This is a genomic window from Rhodococcus sp. ARC_M5, from assembly GCF_022810405.1.
In the GTDB taxonomy this organism is placed as follows: domain Bacteria; phylum Actinomycetota; class Actinomycetes; order Mycobacteriales; family Mycobacteriaceae; genus Rhodococcoides; species Rhodococcoides navarretei.
Map to the genome: position 1 here is coordinate 21753 of NZ_JALGQE010000024.1, position 21242 is coordinate 42994.

At 64.7% G+C, this 21242-nt stretch carries 14 protein-coding genes; 9 read left to right on the forward strand and 5 right to left on the reverse strand.

Translation table 11 applies throughout. The features are described from left to right. The first annotated feature begins 1134 nt into the window (after positions 1-1134). From lysX to MTX34_RS23700, 5 genes are all read left to right on the forward strand, one after another. Positions 1135-4446, forward strand: coding sequence for a bifunctional lysylphosphatidylglycerol synthetase/lysine--tRNA ligase LysX (lysX, locus tag MTX34_RS23680; RefSeq protein ID WP_243611049.1), 3312 nt, complete (start codon positions 1135-1137; stop codon positions 4444-4446). 109 nt (positions 4447-4555) lie between these two features. Then, positions 4556-5452, forward strand: a complete 897-nt coding sequence (locus MTX34_RS23685) for an alpha/beta fold hydrolase (protein ID WP_243611050.1) — start codon at positions 4556-4558, stop codon at positions 5450-5452. A gap of 100 nt (positions 5453-5552) precedes the next feature. Next, entirely contained in the window at positions 5553-6557 is a 1005-nt protein-coding gene (locus MTX34_RS23690; protein WP_243595726.1) for a beta-ketoacyl-ACP synthase III, read from the forward strand. A 173-nt stretch (positions 6558-6730) separates the two neighbouring features. Beyond that, positions 6731-7132, forward strand: a complete 402-nt coding sequence (locus MTX34_RS23695; protein WP_243595725.1) for a TIGR03618 family F420-dependent PPOX class oxidoreductase — start codon at positions 6731-6733, stop codon at positions 7130-7132. 52 nt (positions 7133-7184) lie between these two features. Further along, on the forward strand, positions 7185-7598 hold the full coding sequence (locus tag MTX34_RS23700) for a DUF4190 domain-containing protein (RefSeq protein WP_243611051.1): 414 nt from the start codon (positions 7185-7187) through the stop codon (positions 7596-7598). Here the strand turns inward: MTX34_RS23700 and MTX34_RS23705 are convergent. Next, on the reverse strand, positions 7587-8813 hold the full coding sequence (locus MTX34_RS23705; protein ID WP_243595723.1) for an MFS transporter: 1227 nt from the start codon (positions 8811-8813) through the stop codon (positions 7587-7589). The two genes, MTX34_RS23700 and MTX34_RS23705, sit on opposite strands and share 12 nt — an antisense overlap. An 83-nt stretch (positions 8814-8896) precedes the next feature. Here MTX34_RS23705 and MTX34_RS23710 point away from each other — a divergent pair, with 83 nt between their 5' ends. From MTX34_RS23710 to MTX34_RS23720, 3 genes are all read left to right on the forward strand, one after another. Then, on the forward strand, positions 8897-9808 hold the full coding sequence (locus MTX34_RS23710; protein WP_243595722.1) for a LysR family transcriptional regulator: 912 nt from the start codon (positions 8897-8899) through the stop codon (positions 9806-9808). A gap of 4 nt (positions 9809-9812) precedes the next feature. After that, the gene (locus MTX34_RS23715; RefSeq protein WP_243595721.1) at positions 9813-10427 is read left to right on the forward strand and encodes a histidine phosphatase family protein; all 615 of its coding nucleotides are present in this window, start codon (positions 9813-9815) and stop codon (positions 10425-10427) included. An 87-nt stretch (positions 10428-10514) separates the two neighbouring features. Further along, entirely contained in the window at positions 10515-12020 is a 1506-nt protein-coding gene (locus tag MTX34_RS23720; RefSeq protein ID WP_243595720.1) for a phage infection protein, read from the forward strand. Here the strand turns inward: MTX34_RS23720 and MTX34_RS23725 are convergent. Beyond that, the gene (locus tag MTX34_RS23725; RefSeq protein WP_243595719.1) at positions 11955-12251 is read right to left on the reverse strand and encodes a putative quinol monooxygenase; all 297 of its coding nucleotides are present in this window, start codon (positions 12249-12251) and stop codon (positions 11955-11957) included. The two genes, MTX34_RS23720 and MTX34_RS23725, sit on opposite strands and share 66 nt — an antisense overlap. A 99-nt stretch (positions 12252-12350) precedes the next feature. On the opposite strand from MTX34_RS23725, the gene MTX34_RS23730 reads away from it, so the two are divergent. Next, entirely contained in the window at positions 12351-13877 is a 1527-nt protein-coding gene (locus tag MTX34_RS23730) for an MFS transporter (protein WP_243595718.1), read from the forward strand. Here MTX34_RS23730 and MTX34_RS23735 read toward each other — a convergent pair. The 3 genes from MTX34_RS23735 to gltB form a co-directional block, all read right to left on the reverse strand. Continuing rightward, the gene (locus MTX34_RS23735) at positions 13856-14761 is read right to left on the reverse strand and encodes a cutinase family protein (RefSeq protein ID WP_243595717.1); all 906 of its coding nucleotides are present in this window, start codon (positions 14759-14761) and stop codon (positions 13856-13858) included. The genes MTX34_RS23730 and MTX34_RS23735 overlap by 22 nt on opposite strands. Positions 14762-14961: 200 nt before the next feature. Next, positions 14962-16413: a glutamate synthase subunit beta gene (locus MTX34_RS23740; protein WP_243611052.1), complete on the reverse strand. Its 1452-nt coding sequence runs from the start codon at positions 16411-16413 to the stop codon at positions 14962-14964. Continuing rightward, positions 16406-20995 carry a glutamate synthase large subunit gene (gene gltB / locus MTX34_RS23745; RefSeq protein WP_243595715.1) on the reverse strand — a complete coding sequence of 1530 codons (4590 nt, stop codon included), beginning with the start codon at positions 20993-20995 and terminating at the stop codon, positions 16406-16408. The genes MTX34_RS23740 and gltB overlap by 8 nt, the downstream gene beginning before the upstream one ends. Between the last annotated feature and the right edge of the window lie 247 nt (positions 20996-21242).

The following is a 21242-nucleotide window of genomic DNA, read 5'->3' on the forward strand; positions in this document are numbered from 1 at the left end:
TCGTCCCGGATATCGCTCGGCAGATGCGTCACAACGATGAGGCCGGCGTTCTGCGCTCGTTCACGACGCTCCACCGTCGCCCTGTGCGCCGCGGGCGAGAGGTGGTATTCCAACGAGTCGATCTCCCAATCCAATGCAACGTCATCGAGCCAATTGTCAGCGATCAACAGGAACTTTCCCCGCTCGTCGTGGACGACCACGTTGTGTTGCATCGCCGGAAGTCCGCTGCGCGCGTACAGCTTCTGGGCCTGGGCCTCTGCAACGGAATGCGCGCCGGCCGCCAACTCCCGCAGCACCCGTCGCGGCATCGCCGTCCCTCGTGTACTGCCGGCGTCGAGTTCCTTCATGATCGCTTCCACGGTGGCAGCTCCTCGCTGCACGACACTGGCAATCAGCGCCATGCACTGCTCGGTGTTCTTCATTCGCCGAATCGCGTCGCACAGACACCGAACGATCGGAGCGACGCGAAGCCCCGACTTGATCTCCGCCGTCGGCATCCGCCACGTACGCTCTACCACCGCGAAGCTCACGGACTTGCGATGCTGCGACTCCGGAATGAGTGCGAACGTCTCCTCCAACGAGACCGAAGTTCCCAATCCGTGCAGCGCCAACCCTGCCCGACCGCTGATGACCGCATCGTTCCCGCAGTAGATGGACACCGCAACGGCGCGTTCGATCGGCGTCAACGATCGGTTCTTCAAGAACACCAACCCAGGCAGTGCCCGCGACCAGATTCCCTCCGGCAGGGTGCGTCGAACAATGGTCTTCGACGCCACCCCGAGATCGAGCAGATGCGCCGTCCTGACCAAGCCACGATCCGACGCAGCCGCGATTACCTTCGCATCGATTCGTGCCCCGCCCCGCTTCATGCACATGATGATGCGCCGTGCCACGAACAGAAATCGGACACAACGACGGGAAACAACTTGCCCTGTGGATAACTCACGCCCTGTGGATGAATTCAGAACGGCCGACAGAGCCGACACACCGGTCCACTCGATGTGTCATTGACTGCCGGAAAGGCCACTGTCGGTCACATTGAGTGGATGGGGGGTACGGACAATGGGCAACTGATTCGGAGTCGGCGGGGATACCGTTTACTTCGCAGGTGCATTCTGACTTCGGGAGTGAGATATGACGGCGACAGCAATTCCCTCGGAACGGTTCGGTTCCAACCCTCCGCGGTCGTTCGTGCCACCCGCGCGCGGTCGGTTGAGTGAGGTGCCGCATATCGCGGGGTTGGTGCTCGGCGTGTTCGCGGTGCTGTTGTTTCTGTGGAGTCTGTCGCCGACTCTTCGCTTCCTGGTTCACGTTCCTCGCGAGTACGTGGACAACTATTACTTCGATGCGCCCGATACGAGTCTGTCGTGGGCTCTGGTTGTCGGGTTGCTGGCGGCGGCGTTGGCGAGTCGTAAGCGCATTGCCTGGTGGTTGCTGACGATCTATCTGGTGTTGACGGCGATCACCAATGTCGTCGAGGGCATCACGGAGAAGGACATCAATTCGTGGATTGCGCTGGCTGTCCACGTCGTCGTGACGGGGTTGTTGATCGCCGCACGCAAGGAGTTCTACACACGGGTGCGTCGCGGTGCGGTGTGGAAGGCGCTCGGTGTCCTGGTGCTGGGCGCTGCCGTCGGGACGATCGTCGGGTGGGCTCTGGTGGCATTGTTCCCCGGGTCGCTGCCGGAGAGTCAGACGTTTCTGTGGGCGTTCAATCGCGTCACGGCGTTGGCGACGGTGGACAACGAGCAGTTCGACGGCCGGCCGAACGGGATCGTCAACACGGCGTTGGGTCTGTTCGGAGCGCTGGCGTTGCTGGGAGCCGTCATCACGTTGTTTCGGTCTCAGCGGTCCAGCAACGCGCTCACCGGTCGTGACGAGTCCGCTCTGCGTGGCCTGCTGGGCAAGTGGGGCGCCGACGATTCGCTCGGCTACTTCGCCACTCGCCGCGACAAGGGCGTCATCTTCGCCACCAGCGGCAAGGCGGCGGTTACGTATCGCGTCGAGGTGGGGGTGTGTCTGGCGAGCGGGGACCCGATCGGCAATCCCGAGGCCTGGCCACATGCGATCTCCGAATGGCTGGACCTGGCAGAGAAGTACGGATGGACCCCAGCTGTCATGGGGGCCAGTGAAATCGGGGCCACCGCGTACAAACGGGCCGGTCTCAGCGTCCTCGAACTCGGCGACGAAGCAATCCTCAGAACCAAAGATTTCAACCTCAATGGACGCGAGATGCGCCCCGTGCGTCAGGCGGTGACCCGGGCTCGCAAGGCGGGTGTCGTGGTCACCGTTCGTCGTCATCGCGACATTTCGTCCGAGGAGATGGCAGAGATCATTGCCTGTGCCGATGCGTGGCGCGATACCGAGACCGAGCGCGGTTTCTCGATGGCGTTGGGCCGGTTGGGTGACCCGCTCGACGGCGATTGCCTTCTGGTGCAGGCGGTTCAGGGTGAGAAGGTGATCGGTGTCCTCTCGCTGGTTCCGTGGGGTCGTACCGGTGCGTCGCTGGATCTGATGCGTCGTGATCCGGCGTCGCCCAACGGGGTGATCGAGCTGATGGTGACCGAGCTCGCCACCGGCGCAGATCATTTCGGCGTCAGCAAGATCTCGTTGAACTTCGCGGTGTTCCGCGCCGCGTTCGAGGAGGGCAGCCGTATCGGGGCCGGGCCGGTGTTGCGAATCTGGCGCGGCGTGCTGGTGTTCTTCTCCCGGTGGTGGCAGCTCGAGGCACTGTATCGCTCGAACGTGAAATACCTTCCGGAGTGGGAGCCGCGCTACCTGTGCTTCGCCGAGAATCGGGTGTTGCCCAAGGTCGGCGTCGCGTCGGCCATCGCCGAAGGCTTTCTGACTCTCCCGACCTTTCGGCGCGCATCGAAGCACACCGGATCCCATGAGGCAGTGCCTGCAGCCCTCGCCGACGCGGACGACATTCATCCCGACGGCAGCGGCCCCGACAGCGTCGTAGACGAGCCGATACCGGGCCGTAAGCGTCCCGACCAGGTGCGCGTGCGCATGTCGAAACTCGATCGCCTCGAGCGCGAGGGCACCGAGGGCTATCCCGTCGCCTATCCTCCGACGCACACGGTGGAGGCGGCGGTGGCCTCGCCTCAGGGCACTACGGTGCGGATCGCCGGACGCATTCTGCGCATACGCGATTACGGCAGCGTGTCCTTCGCCGTCATCCGGGATTGGTCGTCCGATATCCAGGTGCTGTTCGACCGCGAACGGGTCGGCGACCGAATAGAGGAATTCGACGCCGACTTCGACCTGGGTGACCTCATCGAGGTCAGCGGAACCATCGGATACAGCAGGCGTGGTGAGTTGTCTCTGCTGGCCACCGAGTGGCGAATGAACGCCAAGTGCTTGCATCCTCTTCCCGACAAGTACCGCGGCCTGACCGATCCGGAAGCGCGGGTGCGGCAGCGGTACGTGGACCTGGCGATCAATCGCGATGCGCGCTCGCTGATGATTGCGCGCTCGAATGTGGTGAAGTCGCTTCGTGATTCGCTGAGCGATCACGGCTACATGGAAGTCGAGACACCGATCCTCCAGCAGGTGCACGGCGGTGCGAACGCAGCGCCCTTCGTCACCCACATCAATGCCTACAATCTCGATCTCTACCTGCGTATCGCCCCGGAGCTCTATCTCAAGCGCCTGTGCGTCGGCGGCATGGAGAAGGTGTTCGAGATCGGGCGTGTGTTCCGCAACGAAGGAGCGGACTTCAAACACAATCCCGAGTTCACAATTCTCGAGGCGTACGAGGCCCACAGCGACTACGAACGCGCAATGGTGTTGTGCCGCGAGTTGATTCAGCGCGCGGCCGTCGCAGCGCACGGCCGGGAGATCATTCTGCGTCCCGACGGTCCGGACGGCGAGATGATCGAGATCGACATCTCAGGGGAATGGCCCGTCAAGACACTGCACGGTGCCGTCGCCGAAAAATTGGGTGTTCCCGTCGAACCGTCGACCCCACTCGGCGAACTGCAACGCCTGTGCGACGAGAACGGCATCCCGTACGAGAAGACCTGGGATGCGGGAGCCGTCGCGCAGGGAATGTACGAGCATCTCGTCGAGGACTACACCGAATTCCCCACCTTCTACAAGGACTTCCCGACGTCGATGTCGCCGTTGACTAGGCCGCATCGGAGCATCCCGGGCGTCGCGGAGAAGTGGGATCTCGTGGCGTGGGGCGTGGAGCTGGGTACCGCGTACAGCGAGCTGACCGACCCTGTCGATCAGCGGCAGCGCCTCACCGAACAGTCGCTGTTGGCGGCCGGCGGCGACGAAGAAGCGATGAGCTTGGACGAGGACTTCCTGCAAGCGCTCGAGCACGGAATGCCGCCGACTGGCGGTCTGGGCATGGGCGTCGACCGAGTGGTCATGCTCATCACGGGTGGCAGCATTCGCGAGACACTCGCCTTTCCCCTGGCCAAACCGCGTCAATGACCTTCCCCCGAAGACCGTTCATGCGACCGGGTGTGCAAAACAGGGAAGATGATGGAAACTGGAGCGTGAAACAGTCAACAGGTCGGCAAAGCGTGACGGGGAACCAGACATGGACAACGGGGATCGAACCGAACGCGGTGCGTTGTTTCCCGTGAAACATCCTCCCGGTCAGTACGTCGAGGTGGAGGGACAACGTCTGCACCTGTTGGTACGCGGGACAGGCCCCACAGTCGTTCTGTGCGGGGGCCTCGGCAGCAATTGGTTCGACTGGAACGACACCGTCGACATCCTGAGCGCCCACCATCACGTGGTCGTGCTCGACCGCCCCGGCTTCGGACTCAGCGACCCCCTGCCCGACGGTGCCACGCCCACCGTCCGCGGGGAGGCCGACAGGATTATCGGCGTCCTGGACGCACTCGGAGTCGCGGAGCCTGCCGTCGTCGTAGGTCATTCGATTGCCGGCTTCTATGCCGAAGCCGTCGCCCGGCTGTACCCGTCGCGCATCCGCGGGATTCTGTTGCTCGATTCCAGTGCAGAATCCGACCCCCGACGCTTCATCCCGGCTGTCGTGCGCGTCGAGGTCGCACACCTGATCGCAACCGTGCTCAGCAAGAGTGGCGTGCAGAAGCTGGCCGGTCCGCGGGTGCGCCGCGTCCTCAACCAGGCGACACCGCCCGACGGCACACCGCAGGAGACGTTCGATTGGGTGGACGACATCTACCGCAGGCCCGCCTACCTCACAGCTGCACTCGTGGAGGATGTCGTCTACCCCGACCTCGCGGTCGAACTGAACAGACTTCGGAAGCGTTTGCCACTCGTTGTTCCGGTCATCGTCGCCGCAGCCCACACCGGACGGCCATCCCCGTGGGGCAAGAGATGGGTCAAGACTCAACGCAGGCTCGCCGCGTATCTGCGTGCCGAGTTCACCGTCGTCATGCCAGCCCATCACCACGCCATGATCGACAAACCCGCCGAGGTCGCAGCCCTCATCACCGAACTGGTGTGAACCCCTCGAGGCGGCGCACGTAACGTGTGTCACCGAGCCCGTAGCCCAAGACCCGAGCCGAAGCTCGGCGATGGCGCGGTAGCACGAGAGGAAATTGAAGATGGGTGCGATCAGCACGACGCAGGGACGACAGTCGAAACTACTCGGACTCGGCGTTCACCGCCCCGAGAGAGTCGTGACCAACGACGAGATCTGTGAATTCATCGACTCGAGTGACGAGTGGATCCAAACGCGCTCGGGAATCAAGAACCGGCGCTTCGCAGATCCCAAGGAAAACGTCGTGGAGATGTCCATCTCCGCAGGACGCAAAGCCCTCGAGGCCAGCGGAATCACCGCCGATCAGGTCGACACCGTCATCGTCGCCACCTCGACACATCTCGAACTCACACCCCAAGCAGCCGCGAAAGTAGCGCACGGACTCGGCACCAAGGGCCCAGCAGCATTCGACATCTGCGCCGGCTGCGCAGGATTCTGCTACTCCCTCGCCGTCGCATCCGACCTGGTCAAGGCCGGAACCTCCAAGTACGTCCTCGTCATCGGCGCAGAACAGCTCAGCGTCACCACCGACCCCTACGACCGCACCACACGCTTCATCTTCGCCGACGGCGCAGGTGCCGTGGTCGTCGGACAGAGCGACGAAACCGAGATCGGACCCGCCGTCTGGGGCTCCGACGGCTCGCAGTCCGACGCCATCGTTCAGACAACCGACTGGTACGACTACATCACCGAAGAAGGCCTGGAGCGACCCTGGATCCGGATGAACGGAATCTCCGTCTTCCGCTGGGCCGCATTCGAAATGGGCAAGGCCGCGCAGCGAGTCCTCGACGTCGCCGGCATCAAGACCGACGAACTGCACGCCTTCATCCCCCACCAAGCCAACAGCCGTATCACCGAACTGCTGGCCAAGAGCCTCAACCTGTCCGACGGCACCCCGGTCGCCAACGACATCGCCGAAACCGGCAACACCTCGGCAGCCTCGATCCCCTTGGCCATGGAAGAGCTCCTGCGTACCGGCAAAGCAAAAGCAGGAGACACCGCTCTGCTGCTCGCCTTCGGTGCCGGACTCTCCTATGCCGGACAGGTAGTCAAACTGCCCAACCTGTAGTCGCCGAAACACGTCCAATGCACTCGAGCTTTCGAGTGCACCCCGTTCCCCAGTGCACTCGATGTGACATTCAGTGGCCTTTTCGGCAGTCAATGGCACATCGAGTGGACTCGGGCGGGCACTGTGGGCGAATTTCGTCGGATTATGGACGGGTGGGGTCGTAGTGTTGTCCTATGCCGAAGCCCCCGTTGCCCGATGCTGCTGTTGAGATGTTGACGAAGGCGAATCCCGCAGTCATGGCTGTGGTTCGTGCCGATGGAACGCCCATCACCGCGCCCACTTGGTATCTGTGGGAGGACGGGAAGGTCGTGCTCAATTTCGACGCGTCTCGGAAGCGTCTCGAGCACATCAGGGCCAATCCGAAGGTCTCGATTTCGGTGTTGGACGACGCCAGTTGGTACACCCACATCACGGTGCACGGTTCGATCGAGCTCCAGGACGACCCGGAGCTGGTGGACATCGATCGCATTTCGACGCATTACACCGGCAATCCGTATCCGGTTCGGGATCAGCCTCGGGTGACCGGGTTCGTGACCGTCGATGCGTATGTGGGCTGGGGCAAGCTCGGGACATAGCCCACGGTCGAGTGCTGTTGCGGCGACGGTTTCGAGGTGCAAGACTCCCGCAATGGGCTATCCGCAGGGCAATTTCGGTCCGTTCGACAAGTCCGACGGTGATCAGCCGGATCCCGGACAGCAGCAATACCCGCCGAACCAGAACCCCCAGTATCCCAACCCCCAGTACGGCTATGCGCCCTATGCCGGCGGGTATCAGGCCCCGCCGACCACCAACACCTTGGCGGTTGTCTCGCTCGTATTGGCGATTCTGGGTCTGACGTTCATTCCGTTGATCGCGTCGGTGTGTGCTGTGGTGTGTGGCCACATTTCGCGAGGCCAGATCAGGCGCACGGGCGAAGGCGGATCCGGGTTGGCGACGGCGGGCCTGATCGTCGGCTATGTCTCGATCGCGCTGTTCGTCATCGTCATCGTGGGCGCGATCGTTCTCTTTGCGATCGCTGCCGCGAATACTTCAACCTACTGATACAGGCTGCGCCAATCGACCGTTCAGGCACGCGGCCCAGACGCCTGCGATCAGTGCCAGTGCAATGACGAAGAGCGCCAATGCGTTCCATCCCAGGGACTGGAACACGACGCCGCCGATCCAACCGACGATGGACGATCCGCCGTAGTAGAAGAGGTTGTACAGCGAGGTGGCCTGTGCACGACCGTGCACGGCGCGTTGGCCGGTCCACCCCGACGCAATGGCGTGGGCGGCAAAGAAACCCATGGTCAGGATCACCAGGCCGGTCAGAATGACGACGAGGTTCGACGCCATCGTCAGGGCCACTCCGACGATCATCGTCGCAGTGGATCCGGCGAGTACTGCCGACCTGCCGTGCTTCGTCGCGAGCTTGCCCGCCACCCGTGAGGACAGCGTACCGCTGAGGTACGCCACGAAGATCAGGCTGATCAAGGACTGCGGTAGCCCGAAAGGCACGGCCTCCAAACGGAATCCGAGGAAGTTGTAGATCGCGACGAAGCCGCCCATCAACAGGAAACCCTGGCCGTACAGGGCCAGCATTCCCGGTTCGCGAAGATTCACCCACAGCCGTTTCGGTAGGTCGCGAATGTGGCTGTGCACAAGCGTCGTTCGCGGCCGAGGAGCGAGCCACACGAACAGCGCGGCGGCGATTGCCGCGATCAGTGACACGGTCAACGTACCGATGCGCCAGTTGGTGTATTCCGCAACAGGTCCCGCGACGATGCGGCCAAGCAGACCGCCGAGCGTCGTACCGGACACGTAGGTCGCCGCTGCCAACGCGGTGTGATTGCGATGCACTTCTTCGCTGAGGTATGCGATCGCAATGGCCGGAAGACCGCCCAGCGCCGCACCTTCGAGCAATCGCACGCCGAGCAACACCTCGAGCGACGGTGCCAGCGGCACCAACAGTCCCAGCGTCGTCGCGGTGAGGACCGATGCCGTCATGGCCCGGACTCGACCGATCCGGTCTGCCGCCACCGACCACGGAATCACGGAGACCGCGACACCGACCGTCGCGAGCCCGACCGCGAGCGAGGACTGCGACGGAGTGATGTCGAGATTGGCGGCGATGAGCGGCAGGATTCCCTGCACCGAGTACAGCTGAGCGAACGTCGCGACTCCGGCGAACAGCAACGCCAACACGAGCCGACGGTATTCGCGCGATCCCCTGGGGTGTCCCTCCCATCCCAGGACGCCGGACTCGGTCGTAGTCATGCGGATTACGTTAGAAGCGCTCACGGTATTCGTCCAATGCATGAGACCCGGGCAATCCAATACGGCAGCGATATGATTCGGACATGCGTCGCGAAGCGATCGAATTGCTACCGCTGCTGCCGACCCTCGTCGCGGTGGCCGACACCGAGCACATCACCGACGCCGCGCACGTCCTGGGCATCCCACAGCCCACCGTCAGCCGGCAGGTGGCCCGCGCCTCGGCGATCCTCGGCGTCGACATCGTCGAACGACGCGGCCGCGGCATCGTGCTCACCAGCACCGGCCGAGTGTTGATTCCCTACCTGCAGCGGGCGTTGAGCGACATCGACGCCGGAATCGACGCATTGACCGAGCAGGACGCCCGAGCCCGCGGCCGCATCGCGGTGGCGTTTCAGAACACCCTGGGCGAGGACGTCGTACCTGCGCTGATCAGACAGTTCCGCGTCGATCATCCGGCCGTCACCTTCGATCTGGATCAGGGCGCACGCGCACGCTGCCTGGACCGCCTGGCAGACGGCGCATCGGACCTGGCGTTCGTCTCCCTCAGCACCGAGCACACCGACGCGAACTCGTTCCAGCTCTACGACGAGAGACTGATGCTGGTGGTTCCGGCCGATCATCGCCTCGCCGCACGCAGATCGGTCGACCTGGCCGACACGGCCGACGAGAGCTACATCGCGATGGGCCACGGCTTCGGGATGCGGTCGATCTGCGACGAGTTGTGGGCGGAGGCCGGTTTCACCCCGCGTATCGCATTCGAGGGGCAGGACACCCACACGGTGCGCGGGCTCGTCGGGGCCGGTCTCGGCATCGCCATCCTGCCCCGGATCCGCGCGCACGCCGGCGAGGGCGGAACCGTCGACATCGGGCTCACCCAACCCGCGGCCAGTCGACGCATCGGCATGGTGTGGAATCCACAGGCCGAATGGCCTCGTCAGGTGACGGCCTTCAAATCGATGGTGCTGCGCAGCGGCCGAACACTCGTGATTAGGTGAGTCGATGCAACTGGTTCTGGTTCGGCACGCACTGCCACAACGGTCGGAGACCTCCGCCGATCCCGCTCTCGCCGAACTCGGCGTCGAACAATCCCTGCGGGTGCCAGGTGCCGTGGCTCGGTTCCCGATTTCTCGAGTCGTGTCGAGTTCCCAGCTCCGCGCCGTCCAGACGGCACAGCCACTGGCCGACCGGCTCGGCCTCACGGTCGAACCCGACGATCGCGTGACCGAATACGACCGCGACTTCGGCGGGTACGTGCCGATCGAGTCGGCCAAGATCGAATTCCGCGACGCATTCGACCGCATCAAGGCCGGGCATCTCCCCGAACAGGTCGACGAGCAGGCGTTTCGTAGCCGCGTTCTGGCCGGGGTGGCCGACATCGTCTCGGCCGCCGCGCACACCGACACCGTCGCGCTCTTCGCTCACGGCGGCGTTGTCAACATCCTCCTGCAGGACATTCTGCAGACCCCGAAGGTGCTCGGCTTCCCCATCGACTACTGCTCGGTGACGCGGGTGCTGTTCTCGCGCAGCGGCGCGAGGTCGGTCTCCTCGGTGAACGAAACCGAGCACGTCTGGGACCTGTTGCCCCGCAACCGGCAATCCACAGAAAGCTCTTAAAGTCCCAGCTCACAGGCAGGAAACGTGGCGTCGACGGTGGTCGAGTGGTAGGCGGAGCCGCACCTGGCAGTTAGCCTCGAACTCATCATGGGTGAATTGCGTATCTTCCGACGTCCTGCCGTTGCACTCACTGCACTGGCGATCCCTCTGGTGGCAGTGGGTGCATTCGCACTCGGCACCGGCTACGACCTCGGCGGCGAATCCGCTGAAACCACCACCGTCGCCGCCGGGACCGAGCAGGCACCCTCACCTCAGCAGCAGACGGCCGATCCCCTGTCCAAGGCCAGGAGCAGCCTCAACAGCGCCTCGCTGCCCATCACGTTTCTCTCCAGCGGCATCGGTCAGCTGACCGCAGGCGGAACGCAGCTCAACGACGGCGTCGGCCAGCTCGCCGACGGCATCACCCAGGCTCACGACGGAACCATCCAGCTCGCCGACGGGTTCGGGCAGTACCGCGACGGCATCGGTCAGCTCGGGGACGGTGCGTCGCAGATCAGCGGTGGCGTCGACCAGGTCGTCGACCAGCTCGCCGGCTTCGGCGCGCTGCAGGCCGACTTCACCGCAAAGCTGGCCGCCACAGCAGACACGGTCGATCGCTTCCCGCATCCGGGATCCGACGCGATTTCCAGCGAGATCCGCGGAGTGATCGACAACCTCAACACTCAGGCGTTCGGTCCCGACACCCTCGCTCAGCTGCAGACCCTCAAGGGCGGTGCTCAGCAGCTGTCGACCGAGCTCAACGACCCCAACAGTCAGTTCCTCGGTGCCACCGCACAGCTCGGCGACGCCACGGTCCAGTTGCGTGACGGACTCGGCCAGCTCGACGACGGTGGCCAGCAGCTCAAGGCCGGCACCGATCAGCTCGTGACGTCGGTCGAGCCGGTCGAGGGGATCGTCAACGGCATCGCCACCAACGTGCGCGACGCCTCCGCGGCACTCCCGCCGGGCACCACGGCCGCCACCGACGACGCCACCTCCGACCAGAACGTCGCAGCCACGTCCACGACCACCGGCACCGGTGCCACCCCGTACCTGATCGCCGCCCTCGTGGCACTCGGCGCTCTCGGATGCGTCAGCCTCGTGCGCGTCCTCGGCAAGGACAGCAGCCCACGGGTGCTCTCGGTGGTTGCCGCCGTCGCCGCCGTGGGCGTCAGCGCCGCGGTCGCGTTCGCCTTCGCCACCGATGCCGCTCTCGGGCCCGTGCTCGGTGCAGGCGCATTCCTGATCGTCTCCGCCGCGGCCTACCTCGCTGCAGCGGGAGCAATTCAACGGGTGCTCGGTGCCGTCGTCGGGCAGATCGTCAACGTCGTCGCCCTCGTGGTGCAGGTCGTCGTCTGCGGATTTGCCTACGCGTCGACGGCACCGATCTGGGGCGATCTGGCGGCGTTCATGCCGATGAGCTACACCGCCGCCGGTGCCCGCATCATCGCGTCGGGCGAGATGAGCGGGACCGGCTGGCTCGCGATCGCGGCGACGGTGGCCCTGCTGGCCGTCTCGGCGCTGGTGTACGCGAGCGCGCGACGTGACTCAGCCGACGGGTCGGAGCGGATGGATGGCGGGCGGAGCCGCGAGATGGGCACCGAACTCGCTTAGCGCCTGCTGCAGGTGCGGGGTCTGCATGTGACCGTCGAGGTCCTCCTGCGACTTCCACACCTCGATGGTGACGAACGTGCCCGCCTCCACCGCAGACTCGAACAGCTCGTAGGAGACGTTCCCGTCTTCCTTCCGTGATTCGGCGACGAGGGCCGTCAGGCCGTCGCGCACGGCGTCGACGGCATCCGGCTTGGCGATGATCGTCGCGACGACCTTCAGATCGTTGGCCATGAGGTGTTGTTTCCTTCGTTCGGCGAGACACACATTTCCTCACCGAACGTACTCCCGACCCACCTAAGCTGAGGTGTCGAATCGGGAAGGGAAGTCACAGTGAGCCAGACGGCAACCGACCAACGCGCCACCAGGAAGGATTGGCTCGGCCTCGCAGTGCTGGTGGTGCCGATTCTCGTCGTGTCGATGGACATGTCGGTGCTGTACCTCGCCCTGCCGTTCATGTCGGCCGATCTCGAACCCACCGGCAACCAGACGCTGTGGATCCTCGACATCTACGGATTCCTGCTTGCCGGCCTCCTCATCACCATGGGCTCGCTCGGCGATCGCATCGGCCGACGCACCCTGCTCATGATCGGCGCCGTCGTGTTCGGTGCCGCGTCACTCGCCGCAACGTTCTCCACCTCCCCCGAAATGCTGCTCGCCGCACGCGCTCTCCTGGGGATCGGTGGAGCCACCATCGCGCCGAGCACACTCTCTTTGATACGCAACATGTTTCACGATCCCGCTCAACGCAAGGAGGCCATCGGTCTGTGGACCGCCGGTTTCGCGGGCGGAGCTGCGGTGGGGCCCGTCATCGGAGGTGTTCTGCTCGAACACTTCTGGTGGGGTTCGGTGTTCTTGATCAACATCCCGATCATGGTCGTGCTCTTCGTCGCTGCCCCACTGCTGGTGCCCGAGTTCAAGGACGCCGACCCCGGCAGATTCGACCCGATCAGCGTGGTCCTCGCGATCTCATCCATGCTCTCCATCGTCTTCGCCATCAAGCACGGCGCACAGGAGGGAATCGACACCGCCGCGGGCGTCAGCGCGCTCGCCGGTCTGGCACTGGGCACGGTGTTCGTCCTCCGGCAGCGCAGGGCCGCGAACCCGCTGATCGACGTCACGCTCTTCGCCGAACGAGCCTTCAGCGCAGCGGTCGTGGTGCAGTTCCTGGTCATCTTCGCCATGACCGGATTCAGCCTCTTCGCGTCTCAGTACCTACAGCTCGTCGTCGGGCTCGGGCCGCTCGAAGCCGGTCTGTGGCTGCTCGTTCCCGCCGTCACCGCCGCGGCCGGTGCCGTGCTCGCGCCGACTCTGAGCAAGGTGATCCGGACGGGCACGATCATCGCCGGCGGACTGTTGGCCATCGCCATCGGTTGCACGGCAATGGTATTCGTGAACGCCGACTCGGGGCTACCGCTGCTGCTCACCGGCATGGCCGTGTTGACCTTCGGTATCGGCGCAGCGTCGACGCTCAATTCCGACATCGTGCTCACCGCCGCGGCTCCCGAAAAGGCCGGTGCCGCATCGGCGTTGTCCGAGACCGGAGCCGAATTGGGCGGGGCCGTCGGCATCGCGATCCTCGGCACGATCGGCAGCACCGTCTACCGCCACCGTATGGAGGACGTCATCCCGGTGGGGACGCCTTCCGAGATAGCCGACCCCGCCAGAGAAACCATCGGCGGTGCCATCGCCGTCGCCGACTACCTACCGGAACCGTTCGGCTCGCAACTGACCGCCGTTGCCAACTCGTCGTTCATCGACGGCTTCAATCTCGCGGCCGGCTGGAGCGCCGGTCTGATGGCCGTCAGTGCGGTGGCGGTCTTCGTGCTGCTCCGCCGTCAGACCGCGTCGGCGAGGTAGCGCGCCAACCATCGCGTCGCGGACCGGCCGTTCTCGACGTCGTAGCTCTGGTACTCCTGGTGAATTCCGGAACGGTAGAACGCCTCGATCTCCCGGCGGCGCTGTTCGTTGGCCTGGTCCGAGAGCTGGCCCTGCAGCACCGGCAACCCACCGGCTGCTGCGAGATCGGAGATCAGGGACTGCGCTTCCTGCGAGTACTGGTCGGCGACGTCGGGCGCGGGGTTGGACGAGACGGCCAAGAAGCCGGCCAACCGCGCGACGTAGTCGTCCTTGGGCGTCGAGCAGTACAGATCGCCGACGGCACAGAACGTCCGCACCACGGGGCTGACATAGCCGAATCCGCCGACCCGCGGTCCGCCGACACCGGTTCCGACCACGGCCGGCCCCACCAGAGCATCGGTATCGGAGCGCTTCGGGTCGGAGATCAAGCCCACTGCCACCACCCTGTCCGCGGGCACCACGCCGACTCCGGTGCCGATGGCGGCGGCGAGATCGCCGGCCGCGTCGGCGCCCTGGCTGTAGCCGATGATGCCGAGTTTCGTTGTGCCACAACGATCTGCCATGGCTTTCAACATTCCGCCCGCGTTGGCGACGGCCGCAGCGCGGGACTGCCCGTACACCTCGCCCTCCCACGGGAACGCGGTAGCGGGATACGAGACGTAGTCGGTGCGGATATCGCTACCGAGACGATCGGTGACGTCGGTGAGCATCCCCGGCTTCGGTGCCGCGCCCGAGCTGGTCTCCCAGGTGCCCGGAATGGCGACGACATACATCGTCGGGCAATCGGCCGGATCGGCGGCGGCGGGCGATGCCGCTCCGACGACGATGCCCGACGCAACCGCTGCTGCGACGCCGATACCGGCGCAGATCTTCTTGACACTCATGGGGAGGGGGCCTCACTGGGTGATCGAACGCTTCTTCTGTTCGATCACCACAATGACAGCGGCCTGTGACCATCAGATGCCCACATGGTTAACGGACGTAACCGCGTGGGCGAGGTCATGAAACGCAGCCGAGCTCGAAGTTATGGACGGGATCGAACCGTAATCCATCCATAACTTCGAGCTCGGTGAAGAAAAGCGATTTACCGCTGCGGTGCCTGGGTCGGCACGATCGGCGACGGCAGTGCCGTTTCTCCCTGCAGGAAGGTGTCGACGGCGGCCGCGCAGGAGCGGCCCTCGGCGATGGCCCACACGATGAGCGACTGGCCGCGACCCATGTCTCCGGCGACGAACACGCCGGGGACGTTGGTGACCCACTCGTTGGTGCGCTCCACGTTGCCGCGCTGATTGAAGTCGACACCCAGGTCGGTCAGCAGGCCGCCCTTGTCGGGTCCGACGAATCCCATGGCGAGCAGAACCAGATCGGCCTCGAGGGTGAACTCGCTGCCCTCGACCTTCTCGAACTTGCCTGCCTTGAACTCGACCTTACAGGCTTCGAGCGCGGTGACCTTGCCGTCTTCGCCGACGAAACGCTCGGTGTTGACGGAGAAGACGCGTTCGCCGCCCTCCTCGTGTGCGGACGCCACCCGGTACATCAGCGGGTACGTCGGCCACGGGGTGGACGTCGCACGCTCCTCGGGCGGCCGGGCCATGATCTCGAACTGGTGGACGCTCTCGGCACCCTGACGGTGCGAGGTGCCCAGGCAGTCGGCCCCGGTGTCGCCGCCGCCGATGATGACGACCTTCTTGCCCTCGGCACTGACGGGCGGTGCAGCGAAGTCGCCCTGCTGGACGCGATTGGCGTGCGGCAGGAACTCCATGGCCTGGTAGATGCCATCGAGCTCGCGGCCCTCGATGGGCAGGTCGCGCCAGGCGGTGGCACCGCCGGAGAGGACGACGGCGTCGAACTGCTCGCGCAGTTCGTCGGCCGAGATGTCCACGCCGACATCGACTCCGGTGCGGAAGACGGTGCCCTCGGCCTCCATCTGCGCCAGCCGTCGATCGATGTGGCGCTTCTCCATCTTGAACTCGGGGATGCCGTAGCGCAGCAATCCACCGATCCGATCGGCACGCTCGAACACCGTGACGGTATGTCCGGCGCGGGTCAGCTGCTGCGCTGCAGCAAGTCCCGCGGGTCCGGAGCCGACGACGGCGACGGTCCTACCGGTCAGGTGCGTCGGATAGACCGGCGTGACCCAACCCTCTTCGAAGGCCTTGTCGATGATCTCGACCTCGACCTGCTTGATCGTGACCGGATCCTGGTTGATGCCCAGGACACAGGCCGCCTCGCACGGGGCCGGGCACAACCGCCCGGTGAATTCCGGGAAGTTGTTGGTGGCGTGCAGTCGATCGATGCTGTCGCGCCAGCGGTCCTTGAACACCAGGTCGTTCCACTCGGGAATCAGGTTCCCGAGCGGGCAGCCGTTGTGGCAGAACGGAATACCACAGTCCATGCACCGACTTGCCTGGGTGCGCAGCGTGTCCTTCGAGAAGTCCTCGTAGACCTCTTTCCAGTCCATCAGGCGCAGGTCGACGGGCCGCCGCTTGGGTACCTCGCGAACCGTGTTCTTCAAAAATCCCTGTGGGTCACCCACGAGCTGCCTCCATGATCGCTTCGTCCACGTCCGCGCCGTTCTTCTCGGCTTCGGAGATGGCCAGCAGTACCTTCTTGTAATCGCGAGGCATGACCTTCACGAAGTGGTTCACCTGTTGTGACCAGTCCGCGAGGATCCGCTCGGCCACCTCGGAGCCGGTCTGCTCCTGATGACGGGTGACGATGTCCTTCAGCCAGGTGAACTCGTCACCTTCGAGCTCCTCGATGTCGACCAACTCGGTGTTGAGATTGGCCTCGAACGTCTTGTCCGGGTCGAAGACGAACGCAACGCCGCCGGACATGCCTGCACCGAAGTTCCGGCCCGTCGTGCCGAGAATGACGACCTTGCCGCCGGTCATGTACTCGCACCCGTGGTCGCCGACGCCTTCGACGACGGCTTCCGCGCCGGAGTTGCGAACCGCGAACCGCTCGCCGACGACCCCGCGGATGAGCGCCTCACCGCTGGTGGCACCGAACAGGAACACGTTGCCACCGATGATGTTGTCCTCGGCGACGAATCCCTTCGGAGCGTTCAACGACGGCCGCAGCACGAGATGTCCACCGGAGAGTCCCTTACCGACGAAGTCGTTGGCGTCGCCGTTCAGTCGGAGTGTCATTCCGGACGGGACGAATGCACCGAAACTGTTGCCGGCCGAGCCGGTGAACGTGATGTCGATGGTGTCGTCCGGGAGTCCGACGCCGCCGTAGGCCTTGGTGACCTCGTGCCCGAGCATCGTGCCGACGGTGCGGTTGACGTTGGTGATCTTGGACTCGAACGCGACCTTCTCGCCCTTGTCCAGCGCGTTGCGGCTGGCCGAGATGAGCTGCTGGTCGAGTGCCTTGTCGAGTCCGTGATCCTGGACCCCCGTGTTGTACAGGTTCTGGTTCATGAAAGCCGACTCGACCTCTTCGAGGATCGGCGACAGATCCAGCTTGGACGCCTTCCAGTGTTCCTTGGCCGCGGTGGTGTCGAGCAGACCCACCTGGCCGACGGCCTCGTCGAGTGTGCGGAAGCCGAGCTCGGCCATGAGCTCGCGCACCTCTTCGGCGATGAACATGAAGAAGTTCTCGACGAACTCCGGCTTACCCGCGAAACGCTTGCGCAGCAACGGGTTCTGCGTTGCGACACCGACGGGGCAGGTATCGAGGTGGCAGACGCGCATCATGATGCAGCCCGAGACGACGAGTGGAGCTGTGGCGAAGCCGAACTCCTCACCGCCGAGCAGTGCGGCAACCATGACATCGCGGCCGGTCTTGAGCTGACCGTCCACCTGGACGACGATGCGATCGCGAAGACCGTTGAGCAACAACGTCTGCTGGGTCTCGGCCAGACCGAGCTCCCACGGTCCACCCGCATGCTTGACCGACGTCAACGGCGTTGCGCCGGTGCCACCGTCGTGGCCCGAGATGAGCACCACGTCGGCGTGCGCCTTGGACACACCGGCCGCGACCGTTCCGACACCGACCTCGGAGACCAGCTTCACGTGGATGCGGGCCTGCGGGTTGGCGTTCTTCAGGTCGTGGATCAGCTGCGCCAGATCCTCGATCGAGTAGATGTCGTGGTGCGGCGGCGGCGAGATCAGGCCGACGCCGGGCGTCGAGTGTCGAACCTCGGCGACCCACGGATACACCTTGTGCGCCGGAAGCTGGCCGCCCTCACCGGGCTTGGCTCCCTGCGCCATCTTGATCTGGATGTCGGTGCAGTTGGTCAGGTAGTGCGAGGTGACGCCGAAACGTCCCGACGCGACCTGCTTGATGGCACTGCGTCGCCAGTCACCGTTCTCGTCCGGCTCGAATCGCGAGACGTCCTCGCCGCCCTCACCGGAGTTCGAACGTCCGCCGAGTCGGTTCATGGCGATGGCGAGGGTCTCGTGCGCCTCGGCCGAGATGGACCCGTAGCTCATCGCACCCGTGGAGAACCGCTTGACGATCTCGCTGGCCGGCTCGACCTCGTCGATCGAAATGGCTTGGCGCTCTTCGGTCTTGAAGCGGAACAGGCCGCGCAGGGATGCCAGACGCTCGGACTGGTCGTCGACCATCTTCGTGTATTCCTTGAAGACGTCGTACTGACCGGTGCGGGTGGAGTGCTGCAGCTTGAACACCGTGTCCGGGTTGAAGAGGTGGTACTCCCCTTCCCGACGCCACTGGTATTCGCCACCGGTCTCGAGCTCGCGGTGCGCGCGCTCCTGACGGTTGTCCAGGTACGCCACCGCGTGCCGCGCTGCGACGTCGTCGGCGACCTGGTCGAGATCGATACCGCCGAGATGACTGTTGAGCCCGGTGAAGTACTCGTCGACCAGTTCCTGCGACAGGCCGATGACCTGGAACAGCTGAGCACCGGTGTACGACGCGAGAGTGGAGATGCCCATCTTGGACATCACCTTCAGCACGCCCTTACCCGCGGCCTTGATGTAGTTGGAGACGGCCTTGTCGAATTCGATGTCGGTGAGGGCACCGCGCTCGATCATGTCCTCGATCGACTCGAACGCCATGTACGGGTTGACCGCTGCCGCACCGAAACCGATGAGCAGCGCCATGTGATGGACCTCGCGGGCGTCACCGGCCTCGATGATCAGACCCACCTTGGTGCGGGTCTTCTCGCGCACCAGGTGATGGTGCACCGCGGAGGTCAGCAGCAGCGACGGGATCGGAGCGAGCTTCTCGCTCGACTCGCGGTCCGAGAGCACGATGATCCGCGCGCCACCGGAGATGGCCGCAGAAACCTGAGCGCGGATGGCCTCCAACGACTTTCGCAGACCTTCACCGCCCTCGGACACCGGGTAGAGACCACGCACGACCACCGAGCGAAGTTCTTCCTGAGTGCCCTCGTCGTTGATGTGTACGAGCTTGGCGAGGTCGTCGTTGTGCAGGATCGGCTGCGGCAGCACGATCTGCTTGCACCCGTCGGCACCCGGGTTGAGCAGATCGCCCTCGGGTCCGATGGTGCCGCCGAGACTGGTGACGATCTCTTCGCGGATCGCGTCGAGCGGCGGGTTGGTGACCTGCGCGAACAGCTGCGAGAAGTAGTCGAACAACATCCGCGGCCGAGCCGACAGCACGGCGATCGGGGTATCGGTACCCATCGAACCGATGGCCTCGGCACCGGCCTTCGCCATGGGCGAGACCAGCACGTTCAGTTCCTCGGTGGTGTACCCGAAGATCTGCTGACGGATGAGCACGCGATCGTGCGGCATGTGCACGTGCGGGCGCTCGGGGAGATCGTCGATCGAGGTCAGGCCCTCGTCGAGCCACTGCTGGTACGGATGCTCGGCGGCGAGCTCGTCCTTGATCTCGTCGTCGGAGACGATGCGGCCCTGCGCGGTGTCCACGAGGAACATCCGACCGGGCTGCAGGCGAACCTTGCGGACGACCTTGGACGGGTCGATGTCGAGAACGCCGACCTCGGACGCCATGACGACCAAGCCGTCGTCGGTGACCCACAGCCGGCTCGGGCGCAGGCCGTTGCGGTCGAGGACCGCTCCGATGACGGTGCCGTCGGTGAAGCACACCGAGGCCGGTCCGTCCCAGGGCTCCATCAGTGAGGAGTGGTACTTGTAGAACGCCCGACGTGCGGGGTCCATCGACTCGTGCCGCTCCCACGCCTCGGGAATCATCATGAGCACGGCGTGCGGCAGGCTGCGACCACCGAGGTGCAGCAGCTCGAGGACCTCGTCGAATCGTGCTGTGTCACTTGCTCCGTGGGTGACCACGGGGAAGATCTTCTCGAGGGCCTCGGAACCGCCGAACACGTCGGACGTGATGAGCGCCTCGCGGGCACGCATCCAGTTCTCGTTGCCGGTGGCGGTGTTGATCTCGCCGTTGTGGGCGACGCGTCGGAAGGGGTGCGCCAGCGGCCACGACGGGAACGTGTTGGTCGAGAAACGCGAATGCACAAGCCCGAGTGCACTTTCCACGCGCTCGTCCTGCAGGTCGAGGTAGAAGCCCTTGAGCTGAGGCGTGGTCAGCATGCCCTTGTAGACGAACGTCTGCGAGGACAGCGACGGGAAGTACACGGTTTCGCGGCCGGGGCCGTCCTTGCCCGCGCCCTCTTCGCCCAGCTCGTGCTCGACCCGCTTGCGGATGACGAACGCACGACGCTCGAGGTCCAGATCGGTGATCGAGGCGTCGGGAGCGGCGAGGAACAACTGACGGAAGGTCGGCATCGCGTCGCGCGCCAGTGCGCCGAGGGAGGAGTCGTCGGTGGGAACCTCACGCCACCCGAGGACCGTCAGGCCCTCGCTCTCGACGATGCGCTCGACACCCTCGCACGCCCGCGCTGCGTCACTGCGGCCCTGCGGCAGAAACGCGACACCGGTTGCGTAGGCACCGGGCGCGGGGAGCTCGAAATCTACGACGGCGCGGAAGAACGCGTCCGGAACCTGGATCAGAATGCCCGCGCCGTCACCGGTGTTCGGTTCGGAGCCGGCAGCACCGCGGTGCTCGAGGTTGACCAGAGCGGTGATCGCCTTCTCGACGATGTCGCGACTGCGTCGACCGTGCATGTCCACCACGAACGCGACACCACAGGAGTCGTGTTCGTTGGCGGGGTCGTAGAGGCCTTGCGGGCCCGGAGTGTGCTTCATACCTAGCCTTCGGATAAGTCCAGCCTTGATACTCGTCGGCGACGGTGTGGTGTAACCGGCTGCGCGAACGGCCTGCGGTGCGTCCTCGCCGTTGAAGCTGCACCTGTCGATCGTCGACGCTTTCCTCTGCACGAGCGGGTGGGCGCGTGGTAGAAAAGTGAGGTCGGGGCGGATTCGGCCGTGATGAGGCCTATCCAACTACGAACGATAAGTCAGTACCTGGGTGCCCCCGCAAATAAGGTAAACC